Consider the following 21870-nt stretch of genomic DNA (forward strand, 5'->3'; position numbering starts at 1 on the left):
TTACTATGCGTATTTTTGCTGACCGTTTACAAGAACAATTACAACGCGGGTTGAGCCCGGCCTATTTGCTGGTCGGCAACGACCCCCTGTTGCTTGAAGAAAGCCGTCAATCCATTCGCCGTCAAGCTAAAACGCAGGGCTATGAAGAGGTGCATCGGTTTACTTTGGATCAAAGTATTGAATGGGATCGCGTCTACGACTGCTTTCAATCCATGAGTCTATTTTGTGAACAGCAAGTCGTTGAGATAGACATTCCAGAAAGCGGTGTCAGCGCGACACAAGCCAAGCCACTGCTCGAGCTTATCCCACTTTTTAACCCGCAAACCTTGCTGATCATCGTGGCCAATAAGCTGCCTAAAGCGCAAGAAAAAGCCAAATGGTTTAGCGAACTCAGTAAGCAATCACTTTGGGTTCAATGCCTAACGCCTGACGTTAAGCACCTGCCCCGCTGGGTGGCTAATCGCTGCCAACAACTTGGGCTACGGGCTGATGACGCCAGTGTTCAGATGCTCGCTCAATGGCATGAAGGTAATTTACTGGCGTTAAAACAAAGCCTTGAAAAATTGACTTTGCTTTATCCCGATGGCCAGTTAACCTTGATCCGCGTCGAAGAGGCGCTCAGTCGACATTATCACTATACCCCTTTTCAGTGGTTAGACGCTCTACTCGACGGTAAGGCCAAGCGGGCCCTAAAAATTCTTCACCAGCTCGACAGCGAAGGCGTAGAAATCACGATTTTATTAAGAACGCTACAAAAAGAGCTGCTCACTTTAATAAAGCTGCAGCGGCTGAGCGGAGAAATGCCCATGGGTAAAGCTTTCGATCAATTGAGAGTGTGGCAAAATAAAAGACCGGCCTATCACGCTGCCCTGTCGCGTCTAGACCTAAATGAGCTTCAAAGGGCGATGAAAAAACTCAGCCAACTTGAACTTGAGGTTAAAACTCAATACGATCGGACATCTTGGCCTGGTTTGGCCGAGCTCAGTATCGACTTATGCCAACCTGAGCGCAAAGTCATCGCCTCTCTATAACCATTATAAATTATTGTTATACCGCTATTAAATAAGGAACCCTGTGTGCTTCAAGAACAACTGATCCACCTACTTGCTGACAAAGCTGATGATATGAAAGCAGAAGACATTATCACCCTCGATGTTTCTGATAAATCGAATATTACTGACACCATGATCATCTGTACTGGTACGTCTAAGCGCCACGTTTCCTCGATCGCTTCACACGTTGCCAATGAGCTCAAAAAATTGGGGCTCACTCCGATTGGCATCGACGGAGAAGCCGAAGGCGAATGGGTCGTGGTCGATATGGGTTCAAGCATGTTGCACGTACTGCAGCCACAATTTCGCGAACTGTATCAACTAGAAAAACTTTGGGGCTAAATGGTGAAGATCCAACTTATTGCCGTGGGTACTAAAATGCCTAAATGGGTTGAAGAGGGCTTTCAAGAGTATCGACGCCGCTTCCCACATGATATGCCATTAGAATTGGTTGAGATTACAGCAGGTAAACGAGGTAAAAATGCCGACATTGCAAGAATTTTGCAAAAAGAAGGCGAAGCGATGCTCAATGCCGTGCCCAAAGGCAATCGAATTGTTACACTCGACATTCCCGGTAAACCCTGGAATACCGAGCAATTAGCCCAGCAATTGGAAAGTTGGAAGCTCGACGCCCGCGATGTTTCAATTTTAATTGGCGGCCCTGAAGGATTAGCCCCGGCCTGTAAAGCCGCTGCGGATCAATCTTGGTCTCTTTCACCGCTGACACTGCCTCACCCTCTCGTACGTGTCATGATGGCGGAGAGTTTATATCGCGCGTGGAGCATAACGACGAATCACCCGTACCACCGAGAATAAGCATTCATGTTACGACGACGTAGCCAAATCAGAGATTATCAAGCAGAAGCACGATTGTTTAGAAATCGTGCTGTGGTTGCCTTTCTTGGTATTTTAGTCCTGTTAAGCGTACTGGTTGCGAACCTGTACAATATTCAAGTCAATCAGTTTCAAGACTACAAAACACGATCCAATGACAACCGGATCAAAATCGTACCGATTGCACCGACTCGGGGCTTAATCTACGACAGAAACGGCGTGTTATTAGCTGAAAACCGCCCGGTTTTTACCTTGCAACTCACCCCGGAAAAAATCGATGATATCGATGCCACCATTGCTCAATTAAAGCAATTTTTACCCATTACCGATGACGATATTGCCGACTTCCAAAAAGAGCGGCGTCGCTTCCATCGCTTCCAATCTGTACCACTAAAATCACAACTGACTGAAAAACAAGTCGCGGTGTTCTCGGTCAATCAATACAAGTTTCCCGGCGTCGAAGTCAGCGCTTCGCTAAAGCGATTTTATCCCTACGGGCAAATACTCACCCATGTCCTTGGTTATGTATCACGTATCAACGACAAGGACCTACAACGACTCGCTCGAGAGGACAAAGCGTCTAATTACAAAGCCACCCACGACATCGGAAAACTGGGGGTTGAAAAGTACTACGAAGATTTACTGCATGGCACATCTGGCTACCAAGAGGTCGAAGTCAACAGCCGAGGTCGGGTGATCCGGACACTGAAATACGTCCCACCAACGCCGGGGAAAGATCTCGTCCTCAACATCGATATTGAACTGCAACAATACGTGCATCAACTAATGGGAGAGCGCCGTGGCAGTGCGATTGTCCTCGACCCGAAAGACGATGGTGTATTGGCCATGGTGTCTACCCCAAGCTATGACCCGAACCAATTTGTCAATGGTATCTCAAGCAAGCAATACGCGTCACTGCTACAAGATAAAAATCGTCCATTGGTCAATCGCGCTACCTTGGGGATTTATCCGCCAGCGTCTACGGTTAAACCTTTTATTTCGGTGGCGGCGCTAACAGAAGGGGTGATTACGCCAAATACCACTCGCAACGATCCCGGCTACTGGCAGATCCCCAATTCAAACACCCGCCCATATCGAGATTGGCTGCGCTGGGGCCACGGAACGGTTGATGTCCTAAAAGCCCTTGAAGAGTCGGTCGATACCTTTTATTACCAAGTCGCTTATGATTTAGGAATAGACAGGATCTCAAGTTGGATGAACTTATTTGGCTTTGGCAAATACACAGGTATTGATATCTATGAAGAGAGCCAAGCCAATATGCCGACTCGCGAATGGAAACGCGCTCGTCACAATATTCCATGGTACAAAGGTGACACAATTCCGGTTGGCATCGGTCAAGGTTATTGGACCGCAACGCCAATTCAAATTGCCAAAGCCACATCCGTATTGGTCAACGATGGCAAAGTCATGGCTCCGCACCTACTTAAAGCAACCATCGAAAACAGCCACCCTATCGATTCGCAACAGGCTGAGCCTTTTGATCCCTACCCCCCTATCGAAAATGTGCCACAAAAATATTGGAACATCGCCAAACAAGGGATGCACTTAGTCAATACTGGGGCCCGAGGCACAGCAAGGCGCGCCTTTTTTGGCGCCAAATATGAAAGTGCTGGGAAATCGGGAACCGCGCAAGTATTTGGCTTGTCTGAAAACGAAAAATACAACGCCGATGAACTGGCTGAGCATTTACGCGATCACGCCCTCTATACCTCCTTTGCGCCTTTTGACGATCCTAAGGCCGTTGTCACTGTTGTGCTTGAAAATGCGGGTGGTGGTTCTTCTCACGGTGCGCCAGTGGCACGAAAAATATTTGATTACTTGTTGCTACCACACAAAAGCGATCAAGACGGCGGTGAAGTATCGCCACCCACAGAGGAACACTAACCATGAAAATGGATCCTTCTACCGGTAAAAACCGGATTCTATTTGAACGATTACATCTGGATTTACCCATGTTACTGGGCCTACTATTACTCATGGGCTGCGGCCTAGTGATCATGTACAGCGCTAGTGGGCAGAGTATGGAAATGATGGACAAGCAAGCCATGCGGATGCTTCTTTCACTCGTCGTCATGGTATTTCTTGCACAAATCCCGCCGCGTACTTACGAAGCGTTTGCCCCGATTGTGTTTTTTGCCGGTGTGATCTTACTGCTTGGCGTGCTGTTTTTTGGAGAGATTTCAAAAGGGGCACAACGCTGGCTCAACCTCGGTTTTGTCCGCTTTCAACCCTCTGAGTTTCTCAAACTGGCCGTACCATTGATGGTGGCTCGCTACTTTGGTCGCCGGCCGTTACCCCCTTCGTTCAAAACCCTAATTATTGGTTTAACCTTAGTGATGGTCCCCACCATACTGATCGCCAAGCAACCGGACTTAGGCACGGCGATCTTAATTGCCGCGTCGGGAATATTCGTGATTTTTTTGTCGGGTATCAGTTGGCGAATTATCTTTGCCGCTATTGTCGCCGTAGGCGCTTTTATTCCCATATTATGGTTTTTCTTAATGCGCGAGTACCAGAAAGTTAGGGTGCGGACGTTATTCAACCCCGAATCTGATCCACTCGGCGCTGGCTATCACATTATTCAAAGTAAAATTGCCATTGGCTCTGGCGGACTAACGGGTAAAGGTTGGCTGCACGGCACCCAATCGCAACTGGAATTCTTACCCGAAAGACACACGGATTTTATCTTTGCGGTCATTGCCGAGGAATGGGGGTTAATTGGCTTTTTGTGCTTACTGGCCATTTATCTATTTATCATCGGCCGAGGTTTGTACTTAGCGAGCCAAGCACAAACGGCTTTCGGTCGTATGATGGCTGGCAGTATCGTGCTGAGCTTTTTTGTTTATATCTTTGTCAATATTGGTATGGTCAGTGGCATTTTGCCCGTGGTTGGCGTACCTTTACCTTTGGTGAGCTATGGAGGAACTTCCATGCTGACGCTTATGGCCGGTTTTGGCATTTTAATGTCGATCCACACACATCGAAAAGCATTTTCAAAGGCAACCTAAATGCATAAATACCTTCAAAAACTTGGCGCGGCGCTTTCCATTGCGGTCATTGCAGGTTGTAGTAGCACTCAAAACCCCAGCGGGGGGCGCTACACCCTATCAGACGATGTGGCTCCGGCGACGCCCATCTCAGTTGAGCATATTGAAAATGCGCACCCTCGCTATGAAGCTTATAGTGCCAGCGGCAACAGCAATTATACCCTGCGCGGCAAACGCTACACTATAATTACCGATCCTACAGGCTTTACTGAAACGGGGAAAGCCTCCTGGTACGGACAAAAATTCCAAGGCCATCGCACATCCAATGGCGAGGTCTATGACATGTACTCGATGACCGCGGCGCACAAGACTCTGCCACTGCCGAGTTTTGTCAAAGTCACCAATACCGACAATGGCAAATCTGTGATTGTTCGCGTCAATGATCGCGGGCCTTTTCACCCAGGCCGAATCATTGATTTGAGCTATGCCGCAGCCCACAAACTCGGTGTGCTGAAAACGGGGACCGCGAATGTCAAAATAGAAGCACTCACGTTTACTAAACCGGCCAACCACCGCCCCAAGGCCACCGATAAACAGTACACGGTACAAGTTGTTAGCTCAAAATATTTAGAAAGAGTGCGAACTTTACGCGACGAGCTGAGTCTAAGTTTAGATGTTGAGTCTTTTATATACTCAAAGTCGGCCATCCATCAATTGATGCTGGGGCCTTTTGACGATTATTTACAAGCTCAAATTGCACTGAACAAATTGAAAACAAAGGGATATCCCACCGCGTTTATCAAAGCGTTTTCAGAATCTGGCCAAAGCAAAAGTTAACAGATTTTCTCACAACAAACACTCCGACTCTGGCGGTGTTTCTGGTAGGATACAACCAAATAGAAGCAACATTGACTCATGATGAAAAAAACAACTCTTTTTAAACGTTTAATTGTCCCCTCTGTCGCCCTGTGCGCCACTATCGTTAATTCAGCGTTTGCTAATCCCGTTGTCGTTCCCGACGCACCTCAGATCGCTGCCACTGGCTTTGTTTTGATGGACTTTCACTCGGGCAAAGTCCTCGCCGAAAAAAACATGCATGACAAACTGCCTCCAGCCAGCTTGACAAAAATGATGACCAGTTATGTCATCGGTCAAGAAATCAAACGCGGTAATGTCAGCCCAGACGACGACGTTGTGATCAGTGAAAATGCATGGGCAAAAAACTTCCCTGATTCATCGAAAATGTTCATTGAAGTCGGTACCACAGTAAAAGTTCGCGATCTCAACAAAGGCATTATTATCCAATCGGGTAACGACGCTTGTGTTGCCATGGCTGAGCACATTGCCGGGTCAACCGATGCCTTTGTCGATCTCATGAATGCATGGGCCAGCACCTTGGGTATGAAAGACACTCACTACACTAACGTTCACGGCCTAGACAGTGACGAGTTGTACTCTACGCCTTACGATTTAGCGTTATTGGGTCGTGCGTTGATCCGCGATGTACCTGAAGAATACAAAATCTATTCTGAGAAGAAGTTTACTTACAATGGCATTACCCAGTACAACCGCAACGGTTTGCTTTGGGATAAGAGCATGAACGTGGATGGCATCAAAACCGGCCACACCAGCCAAGCCGGCTACAACTTAGTCACCTCAGCCACCGAAGGCAAAATGCGTTTGGTCGCGGTGGTTATGGGAACGAAAAGCTCCAATGCTCGCAAAGCCGAAAGTAAAAAGCTACTCAGCTATGGCTTCCGTTTCTTTGAAACCGTCAACCCTCACAAAGCCGGTGAAACCTTCGTCAAAGAACGCATTTGGATGGGCAACAAGAGTGAAGTGGCACTTGGCGTTAACGAAGACACGTATGTCACGCTACCTCGCGGCGAAGCAAAAAATATGCAAGCGAGCTTTATTCTTGACAAAGAGCTAAAAGCACCGATCAAACAAGGTGATGTGGTTGGCAAACTCTATTACCAACTCGATGGTAATGACGTTGCGCAATACCCATTGGTCGCGTTAGAAGACGTCGATGAAGGTGGTGTATTCAGTCGCCTTTGGGACTACGTTATCCTGCTTTTCAAAAGCCTGTTTTAATTAACTGGTGGCTTTGTTTTAGCGAATCACCACACACAACCCAAGCTGCTCAATTGAGCAGCTTTTTTTACGCGTATTTGGCGGCATCTTATACCCATTTGATTCAATACCAGGGTATTGACCACATAGGAAAAGGGTGAGTACAAAAAGGCTTTATCAAAAAAATTCAATCTATTCCCCAACTCGTGATTTTCTCAACATCACGCTCAAATTCATTTTCCGTTCAAAAGCCTACCTAATCGTGTCGCTTGGCACAGCGGCTTGGTTTGTTCTTCGCTCGAGAGCTCGCGCTTGAGCTTTGAGCAAATTCACATTAGTATTCGCTAAGTTGTAATTTTTACCTCGGAGTGTTTTCCATGTTAAACATTAATTCAGATGCAAAGCTCAAAGACTTATTGGAATTTCCATGTTCATTTACTTACAAAGTCATGGGTTACGCAAAACCTGAACTACCAGAAAAAGTGCTTGAAGTGATTCAAAAACACGCCCCTGGTGATTACAGCCCAACGGTAAAGCCCAGTGCTAAAGGCAATTACCACTCGGTGTCTGTCAACATTACCGCAACATCAATCGAGCAAGTAGAAACCCTGTACAAAGAGCTTGGCGAGATTGATATTGTTCGTATGGTTCTGTAATTTTTTTATTATTTCAACTTTTTTTTAAAAGCAGCTTTGGCTGCTTTTTGTTTATTTTCATACAGTTACTTTTAAAGCCTTGTTCACAAAGTTAAAAATTTGTTGCTCTATGGTAGAGTGCTGCCCAGATAAGGTTTATAATGCGCCATCAAATTTAATCGACGGCGGATAGAGTAATGAGTGAGGGGTTGAAGGTTAAACACCTTGGTCGTTGTGACTACGAAACAACATTGCAAGCCATGCATGATTTTACCAATCAAAGGGGTGAAGCAAGTGTCGATGAAATTTGGCTGGTTGAACACAACCCGGTATTTACTCAGGGACAAGCTGGTAAAGCTGAGCACGTGTTAAACCCCGGCGAGATACCGGTTGTTCAAAGTGATCGTGGCGGGCAAGTCACCTACCACGGACCAGGGCAATTAGTGGTCTACTTTTTACTCAACTTGCGACGTAAAAAGCTTGGGGTCCGAGAGCTTGTCACTCACATTGAAAATATCGTCATCAACACCCTAAAAGGCTATGACATAAACGCGTATGCCCGTCCAGATGCACCTGGAGTTTATGTCGAGGGACGAAAAATTTGTTCATTGGGATTGCGCATTCGCCAAGGCTGTTCTTTCCACGGTTTGGCATTAAATGTCAATATGGATTTAGCGCCTTTTTTACGTATTAATCCCTGTGGCTATCAAGGAATGGAAATGGTGCAAGTTAAGGATCTCAACGGTCCAAGTGATATAGATGTTGTCAGCCAGCATTTAATCCAACATCTCGTAACAGCCCTTGGCTACGAGCAAGTCGAATTAATAACAGAAGCAAATTGTCATGAGTAAACCAATCCAAATGGAAAAAGGCGTCAAGTACCGCGACGCTGATAAAATGGCGTTAATTCCAGTCAAAAATATGCCAGCGGAACAAACTGAAGTTTTGCGAAAGCCCGATTGGATGAAGATCAAACTTCCGGCTGACAGTCAGCGTATTCAAGAAATCAAAGCGGCAATGCGCAAAAACGACTTACACTCGGTATGTGAAGAAGCCTCATGCCCAAACTTAGCTGAGTGTTTCAACCACGGTACTGCGACGTTCATGATTTTAGGCGCTATTTGTACCCGTCGTTGCCCTTTTTGCGATGTTGCACACGGCCGTCCAATGACCCCTGATGCGGATGAACCACAAAAACTGGCGCGCACGATTCGCGACATGAAACTAAAATACGTCGTTATCACTTCAGTGGACCGTGACGACTTACGCGATGGTGGTGCTCAACACTTTGCCGACTGTAATCGCGAAATCCGTGCCTTAAACCCAAACATCAAAATTGAAACCTTAGTACCCGATTTCCGCGGACGTATGGATGTGGCTCTTGATTTGCTCAAAGACAATCCACCAGATGTATTCAACCACAATTTAGAAACAGCACCACGCCTTTATCGCAAAGCTCGACCTGGTGCCAACTATAAGTGGTCATTGCAATTACTTGAAAAGTTTAAACAGCAGCACCCAAATGTACCGACGAAATCTGGGTTAATGATGGGCCTTGGCGAGACCAAAGAAGAAATCGTTGAAGTACTCAAAGATTTGCGCGCACACGGTGTCACTATGCTAACGCTAGGCCAATACTTAGCGCCGAGCCGTCACCACTTACCCGTCGCTCGTTATGTGCCACCAGCGGAGTTTGACGAACTCAAAGAAATTGCGCTGGAGCTTGGCTTTACTCACGCAGCCTGTGGTCCATTTGTTCGCTCTTCTTACCATGCGGATATGCAAGCGCAGGGTATTGAAATTAAATAACCCGACTCACACTGAACAAAAAACGGCACAAGGTGCCGTTTTTTTTGCCTGGTTATCAAGCTTGATCCTTCGCTATCATTGATCACACACTTAATCAGATGGGTATAACCGCCCTTCTCATGAGATTGTTGTGTTGACGGTCAGGTTATCTGGTATCAAAAGCCAAAAAAAAGCCTTACGACTACCGCAAGGCTTTTTCTGTTTATCAAATCAAACGATTATGCGTAAACAGGTAGACGCTGACAAATTTCAAGCACTTTCGCTTTCGTCGTTTCTAGGACTTGCTGGTTGTCAGTGTTGTCAAGAACATCACACATCCAATCAGCAAGGTTTTTCGCATCTTCAGTGTTAAAACCGCGACGAGTGATGGCAGGTGTACCAACACGGATACCTGAAGTAACAAACGGGCTGCGAGGGTCATTCGGTACTGAGTTTTTGTTGACCGTAATGTTTGCCGCGCCGAGGGCTGCATCCGCTTCTTTACCCGTGATGCCTTTGTCGATCAGATCAACCAAGAACAAGTGGTTTTCAGTGCTGTTTGAGACAATTTTGTAACCACGCTCTTGGAATTGAGCAACCATAGCTTTGGCATTATCAACCACGCGAGCTTGATAGGCTTTAAACTCAGGCTCCATCGCCTCTTTAAATGCCACCGCTTTACCGGCGATAACGTGCATCAAAGGACCGCCCTGACCACCAGGGAAAACCGCTGAATTCAATTTCTTGTACATCTCTTCACCGGCATTCGACAAGATCAAGCCACCGCGAGGACCAGCCAAGGTTTTGTGTGTGGTTGTCGTAACAACGTGAGCATAAGGCACAGGCGTTGGGTAGACGCCTGCCGCAATTAAACCGGCAACGTGAGCCATATCGACGAAGAAATACGCACCGACTTTGTCAGCGATTTCTCTCATTTTCTTCCAATCGACAATTTGAGAGTAAGCTGAGAAACCACCAATAATCATTTTTGGCTTGTGCTCAAGCGCTAAGGCTTCCATCTCTTCATAGTTGATTTGGCCTTGCTCATCAATACCGTAAGGGATGACGTTGTAGTGCTTACCAGAGAAGTTAACCGGCGAACCGTGAGTCAAGTGACCACCGTGTGCCAAGCTCATACCCAACACGGTATCGCCTGGGTTAAGCAATGCCATATAAACGGCGCTGTTGGCTTGTGAGCCAGAGTGAGGTTGAACATTCGCGTATTCACAACCGAACAACTGACAGGCGCGGTCAATGGCCAAGGCTTCCACTTTGTCAACGTACTCACAACCGCCGTAATAACGCTTACCAGGGTAACCTTCTGCGTATTTATTGGTCAGTTGAGAACCTTGTGCTTCCATGACTCGTGGGCTGGTGTAGTTTTCAGAAGCGATCAACTCAATGTGCTCTTCCTGACGAAGGGTTTCTTCCTCAATAGCAGCAAAAAGATCGGCATCATAATCGGCAATGTTCATGTCGCGCTTAAGCATCTGTATCTCCTGACTCAGATATGACTAATGTATAAAATAGGCACAGCAACCAAAAGCAAACGTTTTCGTTGCGATAATGGCGCGCATTTTACATAAATTACTCAGCGGCATAAAGGATAAAAAACACTTTTTATTATGCGATTTCTTCATATCCGTTTTCAGAGGCATTCATGATCAAAAAAAGGCAGCCATCTTGTGTCAACTTTCTGATTTACACTTTGTAAAGTGTCCTAGACATAGGTGTACCGCAAATTCTTCATGGCGGCTACCTCTATCTACGTCTTTTTAATAATATGAGCTCAAATTTTTCAACCTCAATATGAAAAGATGGAAAAACACACCCGAAATGAAGACTATATCGCCATGTTGACTGGCTGTCTTTTGGTCACACAAGGTTTGTTCTTTTTACAGTCAGCCAACTTACTGACTGGCGGCACCGCAGGTTTAGCCCTACTGATGACTCATGTGTTGCCCGTGTCATTCGGCACCGTATACTTTTTGGTCAACTTGCCTTTTTACTGGATGGCGTGGCAGCGCTTTGGGCGTCGATTTGCTTTTAACAGTCTATTGTGTGGCGCTTTGGTGTCTCTGATGAGTGAGTGGATCCCGACGTGGTTGCACTTAGATCAGCTTCATCAAGGGTATTGCGCCTTGGCCGGTGGTCTGCTGATGGGGATTGGTATGCTTATCTTATTTCGCCACCGTGCCAGTCTGGGGGGGTTTAATGTTTTGTGCCTTATGATTCAAGATCGCTTTGGTTTGTCAGTGGGAAAATCACAAGTCATCATCGATGCCGGCATTTTGATTGCTTCGGGATTTTTTATCGCGCCAATGCAATTAGCCATGTCAGTGTTTGGCGTGGTGATCCTCAATGCCGTTCTCGCTATGAATCACAAGCCCAAGCGCTATACAGTCAACTACAGTTAACCCGCATCGCGATGGGTTTGACTTTATAACGGCACCCCGTGGCCAACGATTCATTCTCAAAACAACATTTCACCCTCAAAACAACATGGCCTTTTACTGCTCTGCGTAAAAGGCCATGGCTGAAGTGCTAGATGTATTGCTACTGTCGTTCGACATGGCTTGGCGCTAGGTCGACGCAAAACCGTTCATTGAGGGGCTTGTTCCCTCTGATGACTGACGTCACTAGGCTAGCAAACTAGGAACATCTGCAATAGAGTCTACGACGTGATCGGCTAATGCCATCCCCTCTTCTGTCACAGCTTTGCCAGAGCGCACTAAGACTTTTGTTCCGACCCCAGCCGCCAGAGCCGCTTGCAAGTCTTGTGCTTTATCGCCAACCATGACGGAACGCGCCATATCAATTTTCAAGAAATCGCGTGCAGAAAGAAACATACCGGGTTTTGGCTTACGACAATCACAATCTTGTTTATACTCGCCGATACCATGCTCTGGATGATGAGGGCAATAATAAAAGCCATCAAACTCCACGCCGTGATCAACAAAGTTCCAATCCATCCACTGAGTTAAATCTAAAAAGCGCTCTTCTGAGAATAAGTGACGCGCAATACCGGATTGATTGGTCACTAACACCAATAAATAGCCTTGCTGCTTTAACGCTTTCGTCGCCTCAAAAACACCGTCAATAAACTCAAAATCGTGTTCGTCGTGTACGTAACCGTGATCGCGATTAATCACCCCATCTCGGTCTAGGAATATAGCGGGTTTAGCCAAAACATGTCTCTCTTGCTTTCGATACCAGGCTGTATTATCGCACGCTTTAGACTCACCATCACTAGCAAATTGAATTTAGACGTCTAGACGTAAAAATAGCTATTGACTTCTTTCAGTAGAATCCCTAGCATCAGCATCTCACAGGCCGTATTCCCTGTACCCTGGATAAGTCGCAACCCGATTTATCAACATTTTCGCTTTGGATTGATTCCGTGCAAGGTCAATAAATGATAGAAATTAATCATGTGAATAAGGTGTTCTCTTTAGGTAATAAAGATATTCACGCACTTAAAAACATCAATTTGCAAATTCCTCAAGGTACTATTTTTGGGGTAATCGGTTCATCTGGTGCAGGGAAAAGCACCTTAATACGCTGTGTCAATATGCTTGAAGCACCAAGCTCAGGCTCAATCAAAGTGGACGGTGTTGATTTGACCGAGCTTAGCGCGAGTGAACTTAGCCGTGCTCGTCGCAATATTGGGATGATTTTTCAGCACTTTAATCTGCTGTCTTCTCGCACTGTATTTGACAACGTCGCTCTGCCTTTGGAGCTTGCAGGCCAAAGCAGTGATAAAATCAAGCAGCGCGTCACCGACTTATTAGAATTAGTTGGCTTAAGTGATAAGCACCTCCATTACCCAGCAAACCTCAGTGGCGGGCAAAAACAGCGCGTAGCCATTGCCCGTGCGTTGGCCTCAGAACCCAAAGTATTGCTCTGTGATGAGGCGACCAGTGCGTTGGATCCGGCCACAACACAATCGATTTTAACCTTGCTCAAAAAAATCAATCGCGAGTTAAATATCACAATGTTATTAATCACACACGAAATGGATGTGGTTAAGAGCATTTGTCACCAAGTGGCTATTATCGGCGGTGGGGAGTTGGTTGAAAAAGGCACGGTTGGTGAGATTTTTGCCCACCCGAAAACTGAGCTTGCGCACAACTTTATCCGCTCTACCTTGGATCTGTCGATTCCTGAAGATTACCTTAACCGCTTGCACGCCGATCCCGTCGAAAATGCCCACCCTCTCGTGAGACTTGAGTTTACTGGGGCAACGGTTGATGCGCCTTTAATGTCGCAAATTGCCAAGCTGTATCATACCGATGCTAATATCCTAACCTCCGATCTTGACTACGCCGGTGGTGTAAAGTTCGGCATGATGGTGACAGAGCTGATTGGTGAAGCGAAGGATATTGAGCAATCGTTAGCGTTTCTTAAAGACAACAATGTGAAAGTAGAGGTATTGGGCTATGTCCTTTAATGCAATGATTCAATGGCTGAGCGACAACGCCTCGCTGCTACTCGGTGCCACTTGGGAAACCATCTACATGGTGCTCGTCGCTGGCTTGATTGGTTTTGCTGTTGGTATTCCACTTGGCGTGATCCTACATACCACCAAAGCAGGTGGTTTACACCAAAACCCGAAACTCAATCGCGTATTGGGTGCCATTGTCAACATCGGTCGCTCTGTGCCTTTTTTAGTGTTGATGGTGGCCATTATTCCTTTTACCAAAATGATCGTCGGCAGCTTTATCGGCACAACCGCCGCCATTGTCCCCTTGACGATTGGAGCGATTCCTTTTGTCGCCCGCTTAGTAGAAAGCGCCTTGATGGAAGTCCCCAATGGTTTGGTGGAAGCCGCCCAGTCGATGGGAGCAACTCCGATGCAGATTATTAATAAGGTGTTATTACCAGAAGCGCTTCCTACCATTATCAACACCGTGACCATCACCTTAGTGACTCTGGTTAGTTATTCTGCCATGGCAGGAACCGTTGGCGGCGGCGGCTTAGGCGATGTCGCGATTCGATACGGTTTTTACCGCTATGATGTAACCATCATGATTGTCACCGTCATTATGTTAATCGTGTTGGTACAAATTATTCAATCGATCGGTGATGCGATAGTACGCCGCGTCGATCATCGATAAAAATCAATCTCTCGTTAAACGAATAGTATAAAAAGACAACTTTAAAAATTATCGTATAGGAATAAAAGTATGAAATTCACTCGTATACTTGCTCTTGCTGCATCAAGTCTTTTATTGGCCGCTTGTGGTGGCGATAACCAAGATGACCACACTCTAAAACTTGGCGTTATGGCAGGTGCTGAAGCACAAGTTGCTGAAGTGGCTAAAAAAATCGCCAAAGAAGAATATGGCCTTGATGTTGAATTGGTGACCTTTACCGACTACATCACGCCAAATGCTGCCCTCGACGATGGCTCTGTTGACATTAACGCCTTTCAACACAAACCGTATTTAGATCAACAAATCGAAGACCGTGGCTATAAGTTGGCCATTGCCGGTAATACCTTTGTTTACCCGTTGGCGGGATACTCGAAAAATGTCACCTCAGTGGACGAGTTGAAACAAGGTGATCGCATTGCCGTTCCCAATGACCCGACTAACCTAGGTCGCTCATTATTGCTACTTGAGAAAGAAGGTCTGATCAAACTGCGCGATGGCGCTGGTCTTAAAGCCACACCACGCGATATTGTGTCAAACCCGAAAGATCTCCAAATTGTTGAGCTTGATGCCGCGCAATTACCGCGCTCACTCGATGACGTCACTTTGTCTGTTATCAACAATACGTTCGCGAGTTCACTTGGCCTAAGCCCAGAGAAAGACGGCGTGTTCGTTGAAGCAAAAGACTCCCCATACGTCAATCTTATCGTGGCGCGCCAAGACAACGTCAACGACGAAAAAGTCCAAGAGTTTATCAAAGCATACCAAACCGAAGCTGTGTACAAAAAAGCGGATGAACTGTTTGGCGGTGTGGTCAAAGGTTGGTAATACCGAGATAAATACTGAGCGATAAAAAAGCCTTCATCACCGAGTGATGAAGGCTTTTTTAGCCTTGGGTTTTCAGATGATCCCAAGAGATATTAGACAGTAAACGACATGGCTCGCATTTAAAGTGGAAGATGTCGTGTAGCGGTTGTTCGAGTAACCAATCTTGACCACAGCGAGGACATTTTCGCTCGCGCTCAGCACGCAAGCTTTCGCCACCAACTCGATACAAATAATAGTAGGTCGGCACTTGGGTTAAATACTCAATACGTCCTCTAAGACCCCAACCTCGACGAAATAATACGCTGTCTACATCACAAATTTCATGTAATGCGGCGTGTTCCGCTTGGCAACCGCCAGCCATTTGAATCTCATCGCACGCTTGCCACTCCGATTGCCATTTGATCACGGATTTGTGATCGCCATTAAAAGTGGCCGGATAGCGATACAAAGGGATAGGCAGCAAACTATCGCCATCTCTTAAAGGGGAACAGGTATGAACATAAGTGGTATACAATACTTGCCACTCTGGCTTGTCAGCCTGTGCACTTTGCTCTGAGTTCAAATCTCGCCCTAATAGGCGTACTTTCGGCGCAAGAAGGCAAGCCTCAGACAAACGCTTAACACAAGCTTTAACGTAATCTGAATGATACTTAGGGTGTAAACTCTCTTGCTCTGGGCACACCGCGCGGACATAAAAAATGCCCTCGCCCATCACGACGGGAAACTCGCGTCCCAGAACTTGCCCATTATAGCGCAATGCATCCATCAAACCGTTGATGGCCTTGTCGACGGCATCGACGGTGGTGTTATCAAAACACTCAAACTCCAGTTCACAAACCCACATCAGTGCAAAGGCTCCACACGAGTTAAAAAATTCACTAGGTTATCAGCAAGCACGCGACGCTGCTTTTTCCCCAAGGTTTCGAGTAACACCTCACCGGACAAGTTACAGATGGAAATCACTTGATGTTCATCTTCTGTCGTCCCAATAAAGACCGTTGGCGTTTGTTTTAACCTTTTTTGCATTAACAAATGACCAATCATGTTTTCTTGCAAACGTTCGATGTCTTCTCGGTTCCACACCTGCAGTAATGTGATCGCCTGCTGCTCAATAGTAAGCGTTATATCACCGGCAAAAAAAGCGCTATAAAACGCTTTAATATCGGGGTGTAACGTCAACTCAAGTGCATTTTCAACGCCGTCAAACAAGGACTCCTCACTCTGCTGCGGCTGTGCTTGCCAATACACTTTCTCGTTGTCGATACGCTCGATACAAGGCGACGGCCAATCGACAAACGTTTCATCACAATAAGGTGAGTGTCCTGTTTGCCGCTGGCAAGATTGGTAATAAGTATGGTGCAATTGTCGTAATGCATCGCTCACAGAGTGAGTCATAAATACTCCTTTCAGTAAAAAGCCAATCACTATCAAGCTCGCAATCCAGGTCTAAGTGGACACGTCTTAATACTCCCCTTGGTCAACACTATCGTAACGCCCTTATCTAACAGGCAACTCAGCGGTTGGTATCCAAAGCGCGAATCGGTATTGTCATGGCTTTTCTGTTATTAATTCAGTAAAATTGCGTCATTGTAATCGAATTTTAATCCGATGTATGAGCAAATATTCAAACGCGAAAGAACTCGCTTCACTGACATTAGGTCAAAAGACCGAATACGCCAGTCAGTACAATCCTTCCTTACTGCAACCGGTACCGCGCAGCCTAAATCGACAAGACCTAGCATTGGGTGACGAATTGCCCTTTCACGGTGGCGATATGTGGACCCTGTATGAGTTGTCTTGGCTCAATGAAAAGGGCTTACCCCAAGTGGCCATCGGTGATGTTTTTATTCCTGCTACCTCAGAAAACTTAGTCGAGTCAAAATCGTTTAAGCTTTACCTCAACAGCTTTAATCAAACCCGTTTTGCATCGTGGCAAGAAGTTGAGCGTCATTTAACAAACGATCTCTCGGCGTGTGCCGGTGAAACGGTCACGGTAAAACTTCATCCCGTGTCTCATTTTGAGCATCAACCGATTATGGCCATGGCCGGTGAGTGCATTGATGATCAAGACATCAGCATCGACAGTTATCAATTTGACCCTCAGCACCTTAACAATGCCATCGAGACCGAGATCGTCAGTGAAACTTTGCACAGCCATTTGCTCAAATCGAACTGCTTGATCACCAACCAACCCGATTGGGGCAGCATCGAAATCCGCTATCAAGGGCCTAAGATCAAACGCGAATCACTTTTGCGCTATATTGTTTCCTTTCGAGAGCACAATGAGTTTCACGAACAATGTGTCGAGCGCATTTTTACCGATATCACTCGCTATTGCCAACCACAGTCGTTGAGCGTATTGGCGCGATATACTCGCCGCGGCGGGCTGGACATCAACCCTTTCCGCAGTTCAGAGCCCGATTCAGTCACCAACCATCAACGCATGGCGAGACAGTAAGAGTTAATCACAATGATCAATTGCCACCTTTGTCGATGGGTAAGCGCGCTGCTTTTTTTATTGCTTACCGCCCAGGTAAACGCCAACAGTTTTCGCTTCCAATCCAGTGAACTCTACGACGCTCAGCAACTCCTTGCGATTGCACCTGCGCAATCGCAAAGTGTGGCACAACAATACCTGCAACAACGCCGCTTGGCCAACAGCGGTGACCAGAGCCCATCGACATTGAGCCGCGACGACAGCGATGCCCATTTAAGAACGCCCAGTGGCAGTATCCAAGCGCACATGATCATTGCTAAAGCCAGTTTTATCCAAGGCAAAATCTCACTGGCTTTTAATCATTTGTCATCCGCACTGGCACTCAGTGAAACATTCCGGCTGCCTTTTTTAGCGATCGAGGCCGAAATGGCGTTTGCCGACTTTAATTGGCAAATCGATCACGACGACAACAAAGCCCAAAAAAGCCTCGAGGTGATTGAAAACAAGCTCTACGCTTTGGATAAAAAAGCCACCCTTGCCCAAGAGACCTGGTATCACTTGGCGATGTTAAAAGCCAAGATTGCGGCGCGACAAGGGGACTTATCCTCAGTCGAGCAAAACTTCAAACAAGCAAAAGTGCTTTTGGGCTCGCAAGCGGCAAATGATTTGACCATTGATTATCACTTATCTGCTGGGCGATTTTATCTGCAGTTTAAACAATACAACCACGCCTTAACCGAGCTTCTTTTTGCTTACTGGCACGCAGTAGAGCACAACAAAAGCATTTTACTCGCGCAAATAAATCAACAGCTCGCCCTGCTGTTTAAACAGCGTCGCGTGTTTGACAAAGCATTACAACACGCCTCACAAGCCGCTGAATTTTTTGATCACTACCCAGACTCGAATGCATTGGCGCAAACCCTAACCATGATGGGAGACATGTATTTTAAACAAGGGAAATACAACTTAGCCTTGGTGCATTATTTTAACGTGCTTGATCACAGCGCAACGGAAAAAGACCTCAATAAAATTCTCCGCATTCGCCTCGATTTGGCCGCCACATATTTACAGCTCTACAACTACCCACTCGCGGAACAGTATTTACAGCAAGCCGATCAAATTTTATCCAACACCGCTTTTCCGGTAGAGAAAATTCGCGCGACTCGTTTAAAAGCGGAGCTTTATCTCAATCAGAAAAACTTTGCGCAAGCGATTGATTTAAGTCAGCGAGCTTTATCGCTAATTACCCATTCAAGTCAGGCGAATAGCGAGCAAAAACTCAAGATTTATCTATTACTGGCTCAGGCTTACCAACAGAGCAATCAATACCAAAAAGCCTTTACTCATTTAGAGCACTATCAAGCGCTATTGCATCAACAACAAACCAAATTAAATGAGATCAGTGAAGACGCTTTCCGACAACAAAAAGAATTTGCAGAACAAACATTGCACTTATCTAGCCAAGCGGATCATTTAAAAAGCGCTCAGCGCCAATTGTCTAAATTTCAATTATTCGTCTATGCATTAACGACAACCTTAATGGCGCTGTTTGTCTTCACTTGGCGTCAGCGCATTGTTATACAAAGACAAAGCGAGCAAATTACGACGCTGTCCAGCGAGTTATATACTCACTCACGTTCTCATCTGCGCAATTTGCGTATGCTTAATTTAAAATTGAGAAAGTCACTGCTCAAAGCCAATGCCTCTTTTGAACAATGGCATTTAGGGGATTTAGTCCACGAGCCGCTGAATGATAAATTAAAATTTGTCATGATCGATTTGCCTTTTTTACGCAGTATGTACGTTAAGCACGGCTATAAAAAAGGCTTAGAGCTCGAAGGCGCCTTTGGCGACTTTTTATCCAAACAAGCGCAAGATGACTCTCGAATTTATCATTTTTCCGATGCGAATTTGTTGTATATCGAACCAAGCTCAGACGGTACCGTCGCCATAGATACTCAAGCCATGTTTGATAAAATCCAAGCTTGGGTCAGTGACTTTGCCCAGCAATACAATTTAAACCCGACCATTCGAATCGGCATGGCTGATTACCCTTTTTTACCTCGGGCTTATACTGCCATTAATGATCAAGAACTGTTGGACATTTTATTGTTGGCTACTCATATTGCCCGCGAGGTCAGTTTACGAGACCAACAAAGCCATTGGGTTTATTTAAAAGCAATCAAGAATGCCCCCGCGGCGAGTTTGGCCAAAGACAATATTCGACATGCTTGTCAGCAAGCCATTGAACAGGGGTTAATAAAGCTACAATCCTCGTACGAAAATGAGCATGAAATCAAAAATATTCTAAAAAATGAGTAGCATACCCAGAATTAGTGCAAATACGGTATGACGTTATAGTCAGTTTTGTTATTATCTTAAATTAACGCATATATTAGGGATTGGCTTTTCATTTTCATGGGTATTGTTGAAGCCGATATTCAAGCGCAACTGGATCTATTGCAACACAAATTAGATCAACTGCGCTTAACACATCGGGATGCATCATTAAAGTTTCAGCGTGAACAACACGTATTAAAGCGTCTTATTACATCGCTTGCTGATTCTTACTTTCCCAAGAGTGACGAAATTGCACAGCATCTTATTGCATTAAAGCGTGAATTAGAGCAACCTAAAGATGTCAGCCGACTTATACCTCGGCTGGCGGTTATTGAGCGCGTTCTCAAACAAAGGTCAAGTTCTATGGGCAAACAAAGCCAACTTCTCGATCATCAACTCAAGCACAGTGCGGAGACTTTGCAAAGAGTCACTTACCTCCCCGCCCCGCTTAAACGCGAATTGCGCCAGTTAATCGAGCAAGTCAAAGAGCACAATTACACCGACTTGTCCCATGCGATCAAGCTGATCGCAATTTATGAACGCTCGATCAAAATCATCACGACCAATTCAAAACTTAACTTTATTGCTAATGATGCTTTATCCGATAAGTTACAACTCGAAGCGCTCTCTTTAGAGTTACAAAGTCTGATTGCCGACGTTGACTTTGATGGTGATATTGGCCAAGAACTCATGGCGATCCGTTCTCAATTACTACACGGTGTCACCAGTGAAAGTCTGATCACGTTAACCTTACAAGTCTTAAAATTACTACTCAAAGGTACACAGCTCGAACGACAAGTTTCGACTCATTTTCTCAATCACCTCAATGAACAATTGGCGTCGAGCTTAAAAAATCAACACGCCTTAGTCGACCAACACCAAGCGTCAATAGAGCAATACCAAGATCTCAACCACGAACTCGATGATCTTGTCTCACGCTCAAAACAAACCGTGGATCAAAGCCAAGACCTAGAAACACTGAAACAAAGCATCACACCTTTGCTGATGAAGATTGGCCAACTCAGCGATCGACTCAGTATGGCTGAAACGCGCCAGCAACACCTACTAGAGCGCCTAACTTACAACAAGCAGCAAACCGAAACGATTTTTGAGTCAACACAAGAGCAACATCAAAGAGTCAAAGACCAAGCTCAGCGAGCACTGCAAGACCCCTTAACTCAAGTGTATAATCAAACGGCATTTAACGAGCGTTTAGAAGTGGAATATCGCCGCTGGATCCGCTTTCAACACAACTTGAGGGTGGTGGTGTTAGACATCGATAACTTTAAGACGGTCAATGAGCAATACGGTTACAACGCGGGGGATAAAGCCCTCAAGATCATTGCACAAACGATCAAAAAGTATTTACCGAGTACCGCCTGTCTAGCGCGTTTAAACAGCGAAGAGTTTGCTTTGATCTTCCCTGAAGAAACCGATGAACACGTTTTGTCGGTAACCAAGTCATTGCAAAATGAGATAAAAGAGTTGCCGTTTACCTTTAAAAACCAACAATTGAGGATCTCACTCAGTGCTGCTTCTATCGCTTTTGCCGATGCCGATACCCCTGAAATCATCCTCGACAAACTGATGCTCGCCCTTCAAGAGTGCAAAAAACGCGGCACAGAACAAATCAGCTGGCACTAAACTGCTCACTTTTCCAACAACTGGCACGTATTTTACTCTTATTTAGTCATTTCAAGCAGTTAGTCACTATCTTTT

Annotated in this window: 21 protein-coding genes; 17 read left to right on the forward strand and 4 right to left on the reverse strand. The window is 45.8% G+C overall.

Going from position 1 to position 21870, the window contains the following annotated elements:
- The first annotated feature begins 5 nt into the window (after positions 1-5).
- From holA to lipA, 10 genes are all read left to right on the forward strand, one after another.
- Positions 6-1031: a DNA polymerase III subunit delta gene (gene holA, locus AB0763_RS10010; RefSeq protein WP_306100823.1), complete on the forward strand. Its 1026-nt coding sequence runs from the start codon at positions 6-8 to the stop codon at positions 1029-1031.
- 45 nt (positions 1032-1076) lie between these two features.
- Positions 1077-1394 carry a ribosome silencing factor gene (gene rsfS / locus AB0763_RS10015; RefSeq protein WP_306100822.1) on the forward strand — a complete coding sequence of 106 codons (318 nt, stop codon included), beginning with the start codon at positions 1077-1079 and terminating at the stop codon, positions 1392-1394.
- 3 nt (positions 1395-1397) lie between these two features.
- Entirely contained in the window at positions 1398-1868 is a 471-nt protein-coding gene (gene rlmH, locus AB0763_RS10020; protein WP_306100856.1) for a 23S rRNA (pseudouridine(1915)-N(3))-methyltransferase RlmH, read from the forward strand.
- Positions 1869-1874: 6 nt separating this feature from the next.
- Entirely contained in the window at positions 1875-3791 is a 1917-nt protein-coding gene (gene mrdA, locus AB0763_RS10025) for a penicillin-binding protein 2 (RefSeq protein WP_306100821.1), read from the forward strand.
- 2 nt (positions 3792-3793) lie between these two features.
- Positions 3794-4915, forward strand: a complete 1122-nt coding sequence (rodA, locus tag AB0763_RS10030; protein WP_306100820.1) for a rod shape-determining protein RodA — start codon at positions 3794-3796, stop codon at positions 4913-4915.
- Positions 4916-5731, forward strand: a complete 816-nt coding sequence (locus tag AB0763_RS10035; protein WP_306100819.1) for a septal ring lytic transglycosylase RlpA family protein — start codon at positions 4916-4918, stop codon at positions 5729-5731.
- Positions 5732-5812: 81 nt separating this feature from the next.
- Positions 5813-6991: a serine hydrolase gene (locus tag AB0763_RS10040; RefSeq protein ID WP_306100855.1), complete on the forward strand. Its 1179-nt coding sequence runs from the start codon at positions 5813-5815 to the stop codon at positions 6989-6991.
- Positions 6992-7347: 356 nt separating this feature from the next.
- Entirely contained in the window at positions 7348-7626 is a 279-nt protein-coding gene (gene ybeD, locus AB0763_RS10045) for a DUF493 family protein YbeD (RefSeq protein ID WP_306100818.1), read from the forward strand.
- Positions 7627-7802: 176 nt separating this feature from the next.
- Positions 7803-8456 carry a lipoyl(octanoyl) transferase LipB gene (gene lipB / locus AB0763_RS10050; protein WP_306100817.1) on the forward strand — a complete coding sequence of 218 codons (654 nt, stop codon included), beginning with the start codon at positions 7803-7805 and terminating at the stop codon, positions 8454-8456.
- On the forward strand, positions 8449-9414 hold the full coding sequence (lipA, locus tag AB0763_RS10055; protein ID WP_306100816.1) for a lipoyl synthase: 966 nt from the start codon (positions 8449-8451) through the stop codon (positions 9412-9414). The genes lipB and lipA overlap by 8 nt, the downstream gene beginning before the upstream one ends.
- Before the next feature lie 218 nt (positions 9415-9632).
- On the opposite strand, the gene glyA is transcribed toward lipA, so the two are convergent.
- Positions 9633-10883, reverse strand: a complete 1251-nt coding sequence (glyA, locus tag AB0763_RS10060) for a serine hydroxymethyltransferase (RefSeq protein WP_306100815.1) — start codon at positions 10881-10883, stop codon at positions 9633-9635.
- Positions 10884-11210: 327 nt separating this feature from the next.
- Between glyA and AB0763_RS10065 the strand changes: the two genes are divergently transcribed.
- Positions 11211-11810 (forward strand): YitT family protein, encoded by a 600-nt coding sequence (locus AB0763_RS10065; protein ID WP_306100814.1) that lies wholly within the window; start codon positions 11211-11213, stop codon positions 11808-11810.
- A gap of 222 nt (positions 11811-12032) precedes the next feature.
- Here AB0763_RS10065 and gmhB read toward each other — a convergent pair whose 3' ends face one another.
- Positions 12033-12581: a D-glycero-beta-D-manno-heptose 1,7-bisphosphate 7-phosphatase gene (gene gmhB / locus AB0763_RS10070; RefSeq protein ID WP_306100813.1), complete on the reverse strand. Its 549-nt coding sequence runs from the start codon at positions 12579-12581 to the stop codon at positions 12033-12035.
- Positions 12582-12808: 227 nt separating this feature from the next.
- Here gmhB and metN point away from each other — a divergent pair, with 227 nt between their 5' ends.
- From metN to metQ, 3 genes are all read left to right on the forward strand, one after another.
- The gene (gene metN / locus AB0763_RS10075) at positions 12809-13843 is read left to right on the forward strand and encodes a methionine ABC transporter ATP-binding protein MetN (RefSeq protein ID WP_306100812.1); all 1035 of its coding nucleotides are present in this window, start codon (positions 12809-12811) and stop codon (positions 13841-13843) included.
- Positions 13833-14510 (forward strand): methionine ABC transporter permease, encoded by a 678-nt coding sequence (locus AB0763_RS10080; protein WP_306100811.1) that lies wholly within the window; start codon positions 13833-13835, stop codon positions 14508-14510. The genes metN and AB0763_RS10080 overlap by 11 nt, the downstream gene beginning before the upstream one ends.
- A gap of 69 nt (positions 14511-14579) precedes the next feature.
- On the forward strand, positions 14580-15374 hold the full coding sequence (metQ, locus tag AB0763_RS10085) for a methionine ABC transporter substrate-binding lipoprotein MetQ (RefSeq protein ID WP_306100810.1): 795 nt from the start codon (positions 14580-14582) through the stop codon (positions 15372-15374).
- A gap of 58 nt (positions 15375-15432) precedes the next feature.
- On the opposite strand, the gene AB0763_RS10090 is transcribed toward metQ, so the two are convergent.
- Together AB0763_RS10090 and syd are read right to left on the reverse strand one after the other, a co-directional pair.
- On the reverse strand, positions 15433-16218 hold the full coding sequence (locus AB0763_RS10090) for a Zn-ribbon-containing protein (protein ID WP_306100809.1): 786 nt from the start codon (positions 16216-16218) through the stop codon (positions 15433-15435).
- Positions 16218-16769, reverse strand: coding sequence for a SecY-interacting protein (gene syd / locus AB0763_RS10095; RefSeq protein ID WP_306100808.1), 552 nt, complete (start codon positions 16767-16769; stop codon positions 16218-16220). The genes AB0763_RS10090 and syd overlap by 1 nt, the downstream gene beginning before the upstream one ends.
- Positions 16770-16986: 217 nt before the next feature.
- Here syd and queF point away from each other — a divergent pair, with 217 nt between their 5' ends.
- The 3 genes from queF to AB0763_RS10110 all read left to right on the forward strand — a co-directional run bounded on the left by queF (position 16987) and on the right by AB0763_RS10110 (position 21795).
- On the forward strand, positions 16987-17832 hold the full coding sequence (queF, locus tag AB0763_RS10100; RefSeq protein WP_306100807.1) for an NADPH-dependent 7-cyano-7-deazaguanine reductase QueF: 846 nt from the start codon (positions 16987-16989) through the stop codon (positions 17830-17832).
- A gap of 12 nt (positions 17833-17844) precedes the next feature.
- Positions 17845-20133 (forward strand): lipopolysaccharide assembly protein LapB, encoded by a 2289-nt coding sequence (locus tag AB0763_RS10105; protein WP_306100806.1) that lies wholly within the window; start codon positions 17845-17847, stop codon positions 20131-20133.
- A gap of 96 nt (positions 20134-20229) precedes the next feature.
- The gene (locus AB0763_RS10110) at positions 20230-21795 is read left to right on the forward strand and encodes a GGDEF domain-containing protein (RefSeq protein WP_306100805.1); all 1566 of its coding nucleotides are present in this window, start codon (positions 20230-20232) and stop codon (positions 21793-21795) included.
- The last annotated feature ends 75 nt before the right edge of the window (positions 21796-21870 follow it).

Source organism: Vibrio sp. HB236076 (genome assembly GCF_040957575.1).
Classification (GTDB): Bacteria; Pseudomonadota; Gammaproteobacteria; order Enterobacterales; family Vibrionaceae; genus Vibrio.